Here is a 13012-nt window from a genome sequence, read left to right on the forward strand (position 1 = left end):
GGCCCGACCGTCCCGACCGGCCCGGCCGTCTCGACGACGAGGAGTTCGATGCGCTTCGCGACCCACGTGCTCGTGCTGCAGCTCGCGACCGTCGCCGCGGCCGTCCTGGTCTGCGCGGGGCTCGTCACCGCGCTGAGCGTGCAGCAGCTGCAGGGCGAGGCGGAGGAGACGGCGCTCGCCATCGCCCGCACCGTCGCCGAGGACGCCGACGTGCGCGACGCGGTCGCGGCGTCCTCCGCCGACCCGGCCGTGCCCTCGCGGACCGAGCTGGAGGGCGGGACGCTCGAGACCGCCGCCGAGGCGATCGAGGAGCGCACCGGCGCCCTCTTCGTCGTGATCACCGACGACCGCGGCATCCGGCTGGCGCACCCCGACCCCGAGCGGCTCGGCGAGGTGGTCTCGACGAGTGCGGAGGAGGCGCTCGCCGGCCGGGAGTCGGTGTCCTGGGGCACCGGCACGCTCGGCGAGTCCGCGCGGGCGAAGGTGCCGGTCTACGGGCCGGACGGCGCGCGCGTGGTCGGCGAGGTGAGCATCGGCTTCGCCCGCTCCAGCGTCTTCGACGACCTGCCGACCGCGCTGCTGGGCGTGCTCGCGGCGGCGCTCGCCGGCCTGGTGCTCGCGGCCGTCGCCTCCGTCTTCATCCGGCGCCGGCTGCTGCGGCTGACGCTCGGCCTCGCGCCGGAGGAGCTCACCGCGCTGGTGCAGGACCAGGCCGCGGTGCTCGACGGAGTCGACGAGGGGGTGCTCGCCCTCGACCGCGACGGACGGGTCGGCGTCTGCAACGCCCGCGCCGCGGCGATCCTCGGCTCGGAGGATCCGACCGGTCGCGCCCTGCACGGCCGCGCGCTCGCCGACCTCGGGCTGCCGCAGCCGCTCGCCGACGCGATCGCCGCGGCCCTCGCCTCGACGGAGCCCTCCCGCGGCACCGGCGAGGAGGGCTTCGTCGTGCGCTCCCGCATCGTCTACGTCGACATCCGGCGGGTCACCCGCGGCGACCGCGATCTCGGCGTCGTGGTGGTGCTGCGCGATCGGACGGCGCTCGCCGCGCTCAGTCGGCGCCTCGACGCCGTCGGCGCGATGACCAACGCGCTGCGGGTGCAGCGGCACGAGTTCGCCAACCGGCTGCACGTGGTCGCCGGGCTGCTCGACGCCGGCCGGATCGGCTCGGCGCGCGAGTACCTCGACGAGGTGCTGACCCGCGGGCCGCTGAAGTATCCGGTGCAGCACGCCGACCGGCTGCAGGAGCCGTACCTCCAGGCGCTGGTCGGCGCGAAGGGGATCGAGGCGGCCGAGCGCGGCGTGCTGCTGACGCTGGGGGAGGAGACGCTGGTGCGCGGGACGGTGATCGAGCCGGAGGACGTCGCGACGGTGGTCGGCAACCTCGTCGACAACGCAGTGCGCGCGGCGGTCGAGGGGAGCCGGGACGTCCGGTTCGTCGAGATCGAGCTGCTCGACGACGGGGACGCGCTGTTCGTGACGGTCGCGGACTCGGGAGACGGCGTCGCCGATCCGGAGTCGCTCTTCGCGCGCGGGCCGGGCGCGGTGGACGAGGACGACGACCGCGTGCACGGCCGCGGCTTCGGGCTGCCGCTCTGCCGCGAGGTCGCGGCGCGGCGCGGCGGCGAGGTCTGGCTGGCGGACGCCGGTGGCGAGTCCTCCGGGGCGGTGCTCTGCGCGCGGCTGCCGGGCGCGGTGCGGCCGCCGGAGGAGCTGCCCGACGAGTCGCCGCTCGAGGAGGAGGACCGATGACACCGGATCAGCAGGAGCGCACCGTGCTCGTCGTCGACGACGACTTCCGGGTGGCGCAGCTGCACGCCGACCTGGTCGACACCCGGCAGGGCCTGCGGGCGCTGCCGCCGGTGCACACCGCCCGGGCGGCGCGGGCGGCGGTGCTCGAGCACGCGCCGGACCTGCTGCTGCTCGACGTGCACCTGCCGGACCAGAGCGGGATCGCGCTGCTGCGCGAGCTGGAGACGGACGCGTTCGTGGTGAGCGCCGCCTCGGACGGGGCGACGGTGCGGAAGGCCCTGCACGCGGGGGCCCTCGGCTACCTGATCAAGCCGTTCGACGCGCGCCTGCTCGGCGAGCGCCTCGACGCCTACGTGCGCTTCCGCAACGTGCTGCGCGAGGACCGGGTCGCCGACCAGGAGGCGGTGGAGCGGGCACTGCGCATCCTGCACTCGGGCGACGCGGCGGCGACCCAGCCGTCCCGCTCGGCGACGGAGCAGCTGGTGCTGGCGCGCCTGTCCGAGTCCGGCGCCGAGCTCTCGGCCCTGGAGGTCGCTGAGCGCGCCGGCATCTCGCGCGCGACCGCTCAGCGCTACCTCTCGGGCCTCGCGGGCCGCGGCCTGGTGGAGATGACCCTGAGCTACGGCACCACCGGCCGCCCCGAGCACCGGTACCGAGCGAAGTAGCCGCAGAACGAAGGCTGGGACGCACGATCCGGGGCATTTCCTCCCCGGATCGGCGTCCCAGTCTCAGTTCTGCAGGTCAGTGCCCGGCTTCGACATCCGCTCCCGCTGCTGCGGCCACGCGCTTGCGCTCCGCGGCCTCGGCGGCCATGCGGCGGCCCTTCGGGCTGACCAGCGAGGCGATGACGGTGACGGCCAGCACTCCGATGATCACGGTGAGCGAGAGGCCGGTGCCGATCTCGAAGACCTCGACGTGCTCGCCGCCGTTGATGAACGGCAGGTTGTTCTCGTGCAGCGCGTGCAGGATCAGCTTCACGCCGATGAAGGCGAGGATCGCGGCGAGGCCGTAGCTGAGGTAGACGAGGCGGTCGAGCAGTCCGTCGATCAGGAAGTAGAGCTGGCGCAGGCCCAGCAGCGAGAACGCCGTGGCGGTGAAGACCAGGAAGACGTCGCTGGTGAGGCCGAAGATCGCGGGGACGCTGTCGAGGGCGAACAGGATGTCCGTGCCGCCGATCGCCGCCATCACCAGGATCATCGGCGTGAGGACCTTCTTGCCGTCGATGTGCGTGTAGAACTTGTCGCCGTCGTACTGGTCGCTCGTCTTGAAGACGCGCTTGGCGAGGCGGACCATCACGTTGTCGCCGGCGTGCTCGTCGCCGGGCTTCACCAGATTGAAGGCGGTCAGCAGCAGGATCAGGCCGAAGAGGTAGAAGATCCAGGCGAAGGAGTTGATCAGCGCGGCGCCGAGGAAGATGAAGCCGGTGCGGGCGATCAGCGCGAAGACGATGCCGAAGAGCAGCACCTTCTGCTGGTCGGCGCGCGGCACCTTGAAGCTCGCCATGATGATGAGGAAGACGAAGAGGTTGTCGACCGACAGCGCCTTCTCCGTGATGTAGCCGGCGAAGTACTCGGAGCCCGGGGTCGGTCCGCCGAAGACGAGGACGCCGACGCCGAAGAGCACGGCGATGCCGACGTAGAGGGCCGACCAGAGCGCCGACTCCTTGAGGGTCGGCTCGTGCGCCTTGCGCACGTGGAAGAAGAAGTCGAAGAGCAGGAGCAGGACGATGAAGACGATCGTCAGGGTCCAGATCAGGGGCGACACGGTCATGTGGGGGCTGGCCTCGCTCGAGATGGGGGATGGGGACGGTCGTGGGGGCTCCGCACGGCGGTAGAACGCTAGCGATCAGGCGGGCGGGCGGGACCGTTGTCCGACGGATCGTGAGTATCTTCTCAGTTGGCGCGCGCTTCTTCGCGCTCCGCGGCCCGAGGGCCACACTGGTCTCATGCCCGGCACCGCGGTCGACAGGACCTTCCAGGACGCCTACGGCGTGACGATCCACTGGCGCTGGTGGTCGCACCCGCGCCCGAGGGCGATCGTGCAGATCGCGCACGGCGTCGGCGAGCACTCCGGCCGCTACGTCGAGCTCGCCGAGGCGCTGGTCGCGGCGGGCTACGCCGTCGCCGCCGACGACCACCGCGGGCACGGGCGGACCGGCCTCGAGCAGCACGGCGGCGACGTCGCGGAGCTCGGCCGGCTCGGGCCGGGCGGTCTGCGCGCGGCCGAGGAGGCGATCAACCGGCTCACCCGCGAGCTCGCCGGGGAGAACTGCGGCGTCCCGATCGTCCTGCTCGGCCACTCCTGGGGCTCGCTGATGGCGCAGCGGATCGTCGACCACCGCTCCGCCGACTACGCGGCCCTGATCCTCAGCGGCACGGCCTACCGGCTGCCCGGCTACATGAACGCGGGCGATCTGGCCCGCCGGCACCGGGTGCCCGGCGGGCTCGGGCTCGAGTGGCTCTCTCGCGACCCGGCGGTCTGGCAGCTCTTCCACGACGACCCGCTGACCTTCACCACTCCGCTCGCGAAGCGGATCGGGCTGCGCGAGACGCTCCGGCTGATCGGCCGGCCCGCCCGGCGGCCCGAGCACCCGCTGCCGCTGCTGCTGGTGGTCGGCGCCGACGACACGCTCGGCGGCGAGCGCTCGGTGCGGGCGCTGGCGCAGGCCTACCGGCGTCGCGCCGGCTACACGGACGTCAGTGTGCGGGTGTACCCGGAGGCACGGCACGAGCTGTTCCAGGAGCTCAACCGCGTCGAGGTCACGGCCGACCTGGTCGGCTGGCTCGACGAGCGGTTCCCGGTCGCCGGGGAGGACGTCGCTCCTCCGGCCTAGGCTGACGTCATGCATGGCGAGTACAAGGTCCCCGGTGGAAAGCTCGTGGTCGTCGACCTCGACGTCGTCGACGGGAGGTTCGCCGGCTTCCGGCTCGCGGGCGACTTCTTCCTCGAGCCCGACACGGCGCTCGACGACATCGACCGCGCGGTCGTGGGGCTCCCCGCCGAGAGCGACGCGAAGACGATCGCCGCGGCCATCCGGCAGGCGCTCCCCGCTGACGCGGTGCTGCTCGGCTTCACGCCCGAGGCCGTCGCGGTCGCGATCCGGCGCTCGCTGCAAAAGGCGACCAGCTGGCGCGACTACGACTGGCGGATCGTGCACGCGAAGGCGGTCTCGCCGTCGATGCACCTCGCGCTCGACGAGGTGCTCACCGCCGCCGTCGGCGAGGGGCGCCGCGAGCCGACGCTGCGGATCTGGGAGTGGGACCAGCCCGCCGTGGTGATCGGCAGCTTCCAGTCGCTGCGCAACGAGGTCGACCTCGAGAACGCGGAGAAGTACGGCGTCGAGGTCGTCCGCCGCATCTCCGGCGGCGGCGCGATGTTCATGGAGGCGGGCAGCGTCGTCACCTACTCGCTCTACGTGCCCGGCGACCTGGTGCAGGGGCTCACCTTCGCCGACTCCTACGCCTTCCTCGACGAGTGGGCCGTCAGCGCGCTGCAGTCGCTCGGCATCGACGCGGTCTACCAGCCGCTCAACGACATCACCTCGCCCTCCGGCAAGATCGGCGGGGCGGCGCAGAAGCGGCTCGGCTCCGGCGCCGTCCTGCACCACGTGACGATGAGCTACGACATCGACGCCGAGAAGATGGTGCAGGTGCTGCGGATCGGGCGCGAGAAGCTCTCCGACAAGGGCATCGCCTCCGCGGTCAAGCGCGTCGATCCGCTGCGCAGCCAGACCGGGCTCAGCCGCGCCGAGATCATCGAGCGGATGAAGGCGACGTTCGTCCAGCTGCACGGCGGGACCGCGGGCGACCTGACGGCCGAGGAGTACGCGGAGGCCGAGGAGCTCGTGACGTCGAAGTACTCGACGCCGGAGTGGCTGCGCCGGGTGCCGTGAGGCGGGGCGCCCTCCGCGGCGCCGGCTCCGGCTCCGCTCGGCTCAGCTCGCGAGGAGCTCCTGGTAGTCCGGGTGCTCGGCGATGAAGTCGGCGACGAACGGGCAGAGCGGGACGACGTGCGCTCCCCGCTCGTGGGCGTCGTCCAGGGCTGCCTCAACCAGACGGTCGCCGAGGCCCTCGTGCCGGTGCTCGGGCGCGATCTCGGTGTGCAGGAAGACCACGTCCGCGCCGCGGAGCGCGTAGTCGGCGAGGCCGACGTTCTCGCCGTCGACCCACAGCGTGTACTGGGACCGGTCCTCGTCGTGGCGCACCTCGGAGATCATCGCGTCACTCTACGCCGGGGCCCGCGGCGGCCCGGGCACCCGCCCGCCGAGGCGTGTCGGAGGGGCCCGGGCCGTGTCGGAGGGGCCGCCGCCCCCGTGACACCATTGCGGAGTGCCCAGGACGATCCAGATCGCGGACGGCGTTCCGGAGACCCGGAGCGCGGTGATCCACGCCGAGAACCTCGAGGTCCTGCCGCTGCTCGCGGACGGGTCCTTCACCGTGGTGTACCTCGATCCGCCCTTCAACACCGGCCGCGCGCAGGTGCGGACATCGACCACCTCCGTCCGCTCGGCGACCGGGACCATCTCCGGCTTCAAGGGCCGCAGCTACGAGCGGATCCGCGGCGACCTCCTCCGCTACGACGACCGCTTCGACGACTACTGGTCCTTCCTCGAGCCGCGCCTCGCCGAGGCCTGGCGCCTGCTCGCCGACGACGGCACCCTCTACCTGCACCTCGACTACCGCGAAGCGCACTACGCCAAGGTGCTGCTGGACGCTCTGTTCGGCCGCGAGTGCTTCCTCAACGAGATCATCTGGGCCTACGACTACGGCGCCAAGGCCACCAAGCGCTGGCCGACCAAGCACGACACGATCCTCGTCTACGTCAAGGACCCGCGCGGCTACCACTTCGACTCCGCCGCCGTGGACCGCGAGCCGTACATGGCGCCCGGCCTCGTCACCCCCGAGAAGGCCGAGCGCGGCAAGCGCCCCACCGACGTCTGGTGGCACACCATCGTCTCGCCCACCGGCCGGGAGAAGACCGGCTACCCCACCCAGAAGCCCGAGGGCGTGCTCCGTCGCATCGTCCAGGCCTCCAGTCGCGAGGGCGACGCCGTCCTCGACTTCTTCGCCGGCTCCGGCACCACCGGCGCCGTCGCCCACGCCCTCGGCCGCCGCTTCGTCCTCGTCGACGAGCACGCCGACGCCATCGCCGTGATGCGCCGCCGCTTCGCCGCCCACGACCCGGAGCCGCTGTACCTCTGACGCCCGCCGCCCCCTCTCCAAAAGTTGTCGTACTCGCGTACCCCCTACGACAACTTCTGCGGACCTGATGGCCACCTCGTCGGCGTGCGGATCCGCTCTCCAGAAGTTGTCGTAGAGGAGCGCCCAGTACGACAACTTTTGAGGAGAGGTCGGGGCGGTAGTCCTCCACAGGGGCGGCCGGAGGGAGTTGTCCGTCGGTCGGAGGGAACGGAGCCATGGCGTCGGCTCGGGTGCAGCACGATCGGCGCATGACGGACATCGATCTCGGAGCGTTCACCCGCCGTGCGGCCCTGCGCGAAGGCGCGACGGACGGCGAACTGCGGTCGCCGCGACTGGCGAGCCCGTTCCACGGAGTGAGGACACGCGTCATGCCGGTGACGCACGTCGAGCGTGCTCTGGCCTACCGGCCAAGACTGCGTCCGGGGCAGTTCTTCTCGCATCTGACGGCGGCCGAGCTCTGGTCGGTGCCGCTTCCCTTCCGACGGCCGGAGGACGATCCGATCCACGTCGCTACGTTCTCCCCGCGGCGACCGCCGCGGACTCGGGGCGTCGTCGGGCACGTCCTTCTGCCGCAGAACGTCGCCGTGTCCACGAGGTTCGGACTGCCGGTGGCCGATGCGGCGTCGACATGGGTCTCGCTCGGGATGCTCCTTCCCGACCGCGACCTCCTGGCCGCCGCCGATCACCTCCTCCTCGTGCCTCGCTACCCGGACGAGGTCGATCCGCGTCCGTACGCGGGACTCTCCGACCTGCAGGACCGAGTGAACGGGTACCACGGGCCCGGACGAAGACGGCTCGAGAGCGTGCTGCGGCTCGTCTCGACCGCGGCCGCCTCCTGCAGGGAGACGGCCCTGCGATCGCTGGTTCGCGAGGCAGGACTCCCCGCCCCGGAGGTCAACGTCGAGATCACGGTCGGCGGCCGGCTCATCGCGATCGGCGACCTCGTCTTCCGCCGGTGGAAGGTGCTCGCGGAGTACGACGGCCGTCAGCACCAGACGAACGATGCGCAGTATGCGCGCGATCGCGAGCGCTCCCTGGCGCTCCAGCTGGCGGGTTGGATCCAGGTCGTGGTCCGCGCCGACGGCCTCGAGCGGGACCGCGCGCGCACCGTCGCCGAGATCCGGGCCGCCCTGATGGCGCACGGCTGGCGGCCATGACCCGCCCTGCCTTCACCGAGAGCTCACTCACTCCGCCGGGTCCTCGAAAGTTGTCGTACTCGGCCATCGAATACGACAACTTCTGGAGAGTGGCGAGGAGGAGGGGAGGAGAGCGGGCGCGGTCAGGAGCTCGCGCGGACGATCAGCTCGGTGGGCATCAGGGTGCGGTGCTCGACGTCGGCGCCTTCGATGCGGGCGGTCAGCAGCTCGGCCATGCGGGCGCCGAGCTCGACGGGGACCTGGCGGACGGTGCTGAGGGCGGGCACCGCGGAGCGGGCGAAGATGTCGTCGTCGAAGCCCACGACGGCGACGTCCTCGGGGACGCGGCGGCCGGCCTCGCGCAGCGCGGCGTAGGCGCCGACGGCCATCTGGTCGTTGGCGGCGAAGAGCCCGTCGATGGCGGGGTCGCGCTCGAGGAGGCGGCGCATCGCCTCCGTGCCGCTCTCGGGCGAGAAGTCGCCCCACTCGACGAGCGAGTCGTCGAGCCCCGCGTCGGTGAGGGCGCTGCGCCAGCCGATCAGCCGGTCGACGCCCGGCGGCATGTCGGCAGGGCCGGCGATGGTCGCGATGCGGCGGCAGCCGCCCGCGATCAGGTGCGCGGTCGCGACGGCGGCCCCGTCGGCGTTGTCGACGTCGACGAAGTAGGAGTCGCGCTCGTCCGGCGAGAGCGGCCGGCCGCCGAAGACGATCGGCAGCGAGTTCGACAGCGCGGCGTAGGAGTGGTCGCCGGAGTGGTGCGAGACGACCAGGGCGCCGTCGACGTTGCCGCCGAGGAGATAGCGCCGGGTCTTCTCGCCGCTGGTCTCCGAGGCGATCAGCATCGAGAGCGTGTAGTCGGTGTCGGCGAGGCGCATCGCGGCGCCCTGCACGATCGCGGCGAAGAACGGGTCGGCGAAGACGCGCGCGGTCGACTCCGGCACGATCAGCGCGATGGACTGCGTGCGGCGGGAGGCGAGCATCCGCGCGGCCCGGTTGGGCACGTAGTCGAGCTCGGCGATGGCCTTCTGCACGGCGGCGACGATCTCGGCGGCGACCTGCGGCGCGTTGTTGACGACCCGCGAGACCGTGGCGCGGGAGACGCCTGCCCGCGCGGCGACGGCCTCGAGCGTCGGCGAGCGCCCGCCTCCCCTGATCCCCTCGGACACGGTCTAGTCCAGCGCCTCGGCCGCGGCGCCGCCGATGAGGCGCGAGTAGACGAGTCCCGAGTCCTTGATCAGCCGCTCCTGGCTGGAGTAGTCGACGCGGACGATGCCGAAGCGCTTCTCGTAGCCCCAGGCCCACTCGTAGTTGTCGAGCAGCGACCAGACGAAGTAGCCGCGGACGTCGGCGCCCTGGTCGATCGCGTCGGCGACCTTCTCGACGTGGTCGAGCACGTACTGCGTGCGGTCGACGTCGTGCACGCGGCCGTCCTCGACGACGTCGTCGTACGCGGCGCCGTTCTCGGTGACGTAGAGCGGCGGCAGGTTCTCGTACTCCAGGCCCAGCCGGGTGAGCAGGTAGCGCAGCCCGTCGGGGTGCACCTCCCAGTCCATCGCGGTCCGGGGGAGGCCGCGCGAGGGGAAGGTGATCGACTCCGAGCCGACCCACGGCGAGCCGACCTCGCGCTCGGTGGCCTGGGCGAAGTCCTCCGCGCCGGCCGGCAGCGGGTGCCCGGAGACGTTGTCGTCGTGGTAGTGGTTCACGCCGAGGAAGTCGAGCGGCTGTGCGATCGTCGCCAGGTCGCCGTCCTGGATCAGCTCGTCCAGGCCCAGGCCCGCGACGTCCTCGAGCAGGTCCTCGGGGTACTCGCCGAGCAGCAGCGGGTCGAGGAAGATGCGGTTCTGCAGCGCGTCGAAGCGGCGGGCGGCGTCGAGGTCGACCTCGTCCTCCGGGTCGTCGGGGACGGCGTTGGAGAGGTTGAGCGTGATGCCGAGGTTCTGTGCGCCGAGCTCGCGCAGGGCCGAGACGGCGAGCCCGTGCGCGAGGTGGGTGTGGTGCACGGCGGCGAGAGCGGCCTGCTGCGAGATCACGCCGGGCGCGTGGATCCCGGCGCCGTAGGAGAGCAGGGTCGAGCAGAACGGCTCGTTGAAGGTGGTCCAGTGCGCCACGCGGTCGCCGAGGCGCGCGTGCACGGCCTCCGCGTAGTCCCGGAAGCGCTGGGCGGTGTCGCGGTTCGTCCAGCCGCCCGTCTCCTCGAGGGCCTGCGGGAGGTCCCAGTGGTAGAGGGTCAGCCAGGGCAGGACGCCGGCGCCGAGCAGCTCGTCGACGAGGCGGGAGTAGAAGTCGAGTCCCTCGGTGTTGACGGCGCGGTCGCCGGGCTTCACCCGCGACCAGCTGACCGAGAAGCGGTAGGAGTCGAGGCCGAGGCGCTTCATCAGCTGCACGTCGGCGGGCATGCGGTGGTAGTGGTCCACGGCGACCTCGGGGGTGTCGCCGTTCGCGACGGCACCGGGGACGCGGGAGAAGGCGTCCCAGATGCTGTCCTCCTTGCCGCCCTCGTGGCCGGCGCCCTCGATCTGCGCGGCGGCGGTGGCGGAGCCCCAGAGGAAGCCGGCGGGCCAGTCGCGCGCGGCGAGGCGCTCGGCCAGGGCGATCTGCTCCGGCAGGGTCGGCGAGGCGGGGGAGGGGGGAACGGTCACTGCGGACTCCTTCGGCGGCTGTCCCGTCATCCTACGACCATCCCGGTGGAGCGCTCTCTCACCGCGCTGGCGGGGTGGGCGGTGGGCCGGGCCGCACAGCGGGCGGTGGCGTGGCTCCGGGAACGCCGACGGCCCGGCACGCCGAGGCGTCCGGGCCGTCAGGGGTGGCTGCCGAGGCAGTCGGAGGGTTCAGGCCCGCCGGTCGCCGTCCTCCGTGCGCCGGGGCGCCGTGGCGACGGAGTCGGTCCGCACGTCGGGCTCGATGCTCCCGGCGGCGAGATCGGCACCGGCGCGGGCGGCCATCTGCGGGTCGGTGCGGCGCAGCTCGGCCGCGGCGTCCTCGTTCGCGAGGTCGTGAGCCTCCTGCATGGCCGACTTCGCCCGCAGCGGCGGGGTCTTCAGGAACCAGGAGAGCACGAAGGCGAGCAGGACCACGCCGAGCGCGACCTGGAACACGGTCACCGTCGCGTCGTTGAAGCCGGTGAGGAACGGCGCCGAGAGCGCGTCGTTCGCCGTGTTCAGGAACGAGGTGTCGCCGTCGAGTGCGGAGCCGATCGCCGACGAGTCCTGCGACTGCAGCAGCTTCAGGATGCCGGCGTTGGCCGGGTCGGCCGCGATGGTCGGGTCCGAGGCGGCGGCCTGCAGGTTCGCAGCGATCGTCGGGTTCTTGAACGCCGCGGCGATCGTCTCCGGGATGCGGCTGAACAGCACCGAGAAGATGACCGCGGTGCCCAGCGTGCCGCCGATCTGGCGGAAGAACGTCGAGGCGCTGGTCGCGACGCCCATGTTCGCCGTGTCGACCGAGTTCTGCGAGGCGAGGGTCAGCGTCTGCATCATCTGGCCGAGGCCGAGGCCGAGCAGCAGCATGCCGCCCATCACGAAGATCACCGGCTTGTCGATCGAGACGAAGGACAGGTAGAAGAACGCCGCCGACATCAGGAAGGTGCCGAGGATGGGGAAGGCGCGGTAGCGGCCGGTGCGCGAGATGATCTGGCCCGAGACGATCGAGGCGATCATCAGGCCGAGGATCATCGGCAGCATCAGGAAGCCGGACTCGGTCGGCGTCGCGCCGTTGACGAGCTGCAGGTAGAGCGGGAGCGCCATCATGCCGCCGAACATGCCGAAGCCGACGAGCACGCCCAGGACGGTCGCCATCGAGAAGGTCGGCGAGCGGAAGAGCTTGAGCGGGATCAGCGCGTCGTCGCCCATCATCCGCTCCGCGGCGATGAAGCCGACGATGCCGAGCACGCCGACGACGTAGCAGACCCAGGCGATCGGCGAGCCCCAGCCCCACTCGCGGCCCTGCTCGGCGACCAGGAGGAGCGGGACGGCGGCGACGATGACGAGCGCGGCGCCCCACCAGTCGATCCGCACGGAGCGGCGGGCGGCGGGCTTGGGCAGGTGCAGGAAGCGCACCACGATGAAGAGCGCGACGGCGCCGATCGGCAGGTTGATCAGGAAGACCCAGCGCCAGCCGGTGATGAAGAGGATCTCGGGGGTGCCGGCGAGGAGCCCGCCGATCAGCGGACCGACGACGCTCGAGATGCCGAAGACGGCGAGGAAGTAGCCCTGGTACTTGGCGCGCTCGCGCGGCGGGAGGATGTCGCCCATCACGGTGAGGGCGAGCGACATCAGTCCGCCGGCGCCGAGGCCCTGCACCGCGCGGAAGCCGGCGAGGCCGAGCATCGAGGTCGCGAAGCCGGCCAGGAGGGAGCCGATCAGGAACAGGACGATCGCGATCAGGTAGAGCGGGCGGCGGCCGAAGATGTCGGAGAGCTTGCCGTAGATCGGCGTCGCGATCGTCGAGACGATCAGGTACGCGGTGGTGACCCAGGCCTGCTGCGAGAGGCCGTCGAGGTCGTCGGCGATGGTGCGCATCGACGTGCCGACGATGGTCTGGTCGAGCGAGGACAGGAACATCCCCGCCATCAGGCCGAAGATCACGAAGAGGATCTGGCGGTGCGTCATGATCGCGCCCGACGGGGAGGCGGCGGTCGCGGGCGGGCGGGCGGAATCGGTCACGGGGGTCCCCTTGTCTGGCGGACGCCGCCAGGGCACGGCGGACCGCCGCAAACGTTGCGTGCTGCGCAAAGTTACACCGCGTGCGAGCTCACCGGCACTGCTTCCGGCGAGCCTGTGGAGGATCTCAGAGGGGACCGCCCGATCCGCGGTCCGAGGCCGTCGATCAGGGTCCGGGAGTGCCGCCGATCAAGGGTCCGAAGCGCCGGCGGTCGAGGGCCCGGAGCGCCGGCGATCGAGGGCCCGGAGCGCCGGCGATCGAGGGCCC

The 13012-nt window shown here is 72.1% G+C and carries 11 protein-coding genes; 6 read left to right on the top strand and 5 right to left on the bottom strand.

Features of this window, described 5'->3' with window-relative positions:
* The first annotated feature begins 48 nt into the window (after window positions 1-48).
* Complete coding sequence (locus tag EDF45_RS03340) at window positions 49-1749, top strand: sensor histidine kinase (protein ID WP_123734969.1); 1701 nt, start codon at window positions 49-51, stop codon at window positions 1747-1749.
* Window positions 1746-2414, top strand: a complete 669-nt coding sequence (locus tag EDF45_RS03345; RefSeq protein ID WP_123444973.1) for a response regulator — start codon at window positions 1746-1748, stop codon at window positions 2412-2414. The genes EDF45_RS03340 and EDF45_RS03345 overlap by 4 nt, the downstream gene beginning before the upstream one ends.
* A gap of 76 nt (window positions 2415-2490) precedes the next feature.
* On the opposite strand, the gene EDF45_RS03350 is transcribed toward EDF45_RS03345, so the two are convergent.
* Complete coding sequence (locus EDF45_RS03350) at window positions 2491-3519, bottom strand: TerC family protein (RefSeq protein WP_123734970.1); 1029 nt, start codon at window positions 3517-3519, stop codon at window positions 2491-2493.
* Between the two features lie 175 nt (window positions 3520-3694).
* Here EDF45_RS03350 and EDF45_RS03355 point away from each other — a divergent pair, with 175 nt between their 5' ends.
* Together EDF45_RS03355 and EDF45_RS03360 are read left to right on the top strand one after the other, a co-directional pair.
* A complete protein-coding gene (locus EDF45_RS03355; RefSeq protein ID WP_123734971.1) occupies window positions 3695-4582 on the top strand; it encodes an alpha/beta fold hydrolase in 888 nt (295 codons plus the stop codon).
* A 9-nt stretch (window positions 4583-4591) separates the two neighbouring features.
* Window positions 4592-5641 (top strand): biotin/lipoate A/B protein ligase family protein, encoded by a 1050-nt coding sequence (locus EDF45_RS03360; protein WP_123734972.1) that lies wholly within the window; start codon window positions 4592-4594, stop codon window positions 5639-5641.
* A 42-nt stretch (window positions 5642-5683) separates the two neighbouring features.
* Here EDF45_RS03360 and EDF45_RS03365 read toward each other — a convergent pair whose 3' ends face one another.
* Window positions 5684-5965, bottom strand: a complete 282-nt coding sequence (locus EDF45_RS03365; RefSeq protein ID WP_123734973.1) for a GNAT family N-acetyltransferase — start codon at window positions 5963-5965, stop codon at window positions 5684-5686.
* A 112-nt stretch (window positions 5966-6077) separates the two neighbouring features.
* Between EDF45_RS03365 and EDF45_RS03370 the strand changes: the two genes are divergently transcribed.
* On the top strand, window positions 6078-6950 hold the full coding sequence (locus EDF45_RS03370) for a site-specific DNA-methyltransferase (RefSeq protein WP_123444978.1): 873 nt from the start codon (window positions 6078-6080) through the stop codon (window positions 6948-6950).
* A gap of 248 nt (window positions 6951-7198) precedes the next feature.
* Window positions 7199-8107, top strand: coding sequence for a DUF559 domain-containing protein (locus tag EDF45_RS03375; protein ID WP_165908963.1), 909 nt, complete (start codon window positions 7199-7201; stop codon window positions 8105-8107).
* Window positions 8108-8229: 122 nt separating this feature from the next.
* Here the strand turns inward: EDF45_RS03375 and EDF45_RS03380 are convergent, their stop codons facing one another.
* The 3 genes from EDF45_RS03380 to EDF45_RS03390 form a co-directional block, all read right to left on the bottom strand.
* Window positions 8230-9252 carry a LacI family DNA-binding transcriptional regulator gene (locus EDF45_RS03380; RefSeq protein ID WP_123734975.1) on the bottom strand — a complete coding sequence of 341 codons (1023 nt, stop codon included), beginning with the start codon at window positions 9250-9252 and terminating at the stop codon, window positions 8230-8232.
* Window positions 9253-9255: 3 nt separating this feature from the next.
* The gene (locus EDF45_RS03385) at window positions 9256-10755 is read right to left on the bottom strand and encodes a GH1 family beta-glucosidase (protein ID WP_123734976.1); all 1500 of its coding nucleotides are present in this window, start codon (window positions 10753-10755) and stop codon (window positions 9256-9258) included.
* Between the two features lie 159 nt (window positions 10756-10914).
* A complete protein-coding gene (locus EDF45_RS03390; protein WP_123735569.1) occupies window positions 10915-12693 on the bottom strand; it encodes an MDR family MFS transporter in 1779 nt (592 codons plus the stop codon).
* Between the last annotated feature and the right edge of the window lie 319 nt (window positions 12694-13012).

This window comes from Rathayibacter sp. PhB186 (genome assembly GCF_003751825.1).
In the GTDB taxonomy this organism is placed as follows: domain Bacteria; phylum Actinomycetota; class Actinomycetes; order Actinomycetales; family Microbacteriaceae; genus Rathayibacter; species Rathayibacter festucae.

Bases quoted from the DNA above. Each gene is read 5' to 3' on its own strand.
- EDF45_RS03340 (WP_123734969.1), top strand. From the start codon at position 49: ATGCGCTTCGCGACCCACGTGCTCGTGCTGCAGCTCGCGACCGTCGCC.
- EDF45_RS03345 (WP_123444973.1), top strand. From the start codon at position 1,746: ATGACACCGGATCAGCAGGAGCGCACCGTGCTCGTCGTCGACGACGAC.
- EDF45_RS03350 (WP_123734970.1), bottom strand. From the start codon at position 3,519: ATGACCGTGTCGCCCCTGATCTGGACCCTGACGATCGTCTTCATCGTC.
- EDF45_RS03355 (WP_123734971.1), top strand. From the start codon at position 3,695: ATGCCCGGCACCGCGGTCGACAGGACCTTCCAGGACGCCTACGGCGTG.
- EDF45_RS03360 (WP_123734972.1), top strand. From the start codon at position 4,592: ATGCATGGCGAGTACAAGGTCCCCGGTGGAAAGCTCGTGGTCGTCGAC.
- EDF45_RS03365 (WP_123734973.1), bottom strand. From the start codon at position 5,965: ATGATCTCCGAGGTGCGCCACGACGAGGACCGGTCCCAGTACACGCTG.
- EDF45_RS03375 (WP_165908963.1), top strand. From the start codon at position 7,199: ATGACGGACATCGATCTCGGAGCGTTCACCCGCCGTGCGGCCCTGCGC.
- EDF45_RS03385 (WP_123734976.1), bottom strand. From the start codon at position 10,755: ATGACGGGACAGCCGCCGAAGGAGTCCGCAGTGACCGTTCCCCCCTCC.
- EDF45_RS03390 (WP_123735569.1), bottom strand. From the start codon at position 12,693: ATGACGCACCGCCAGATCCTCTTCGTGATCTTCGGCCTGATGGCGGGG.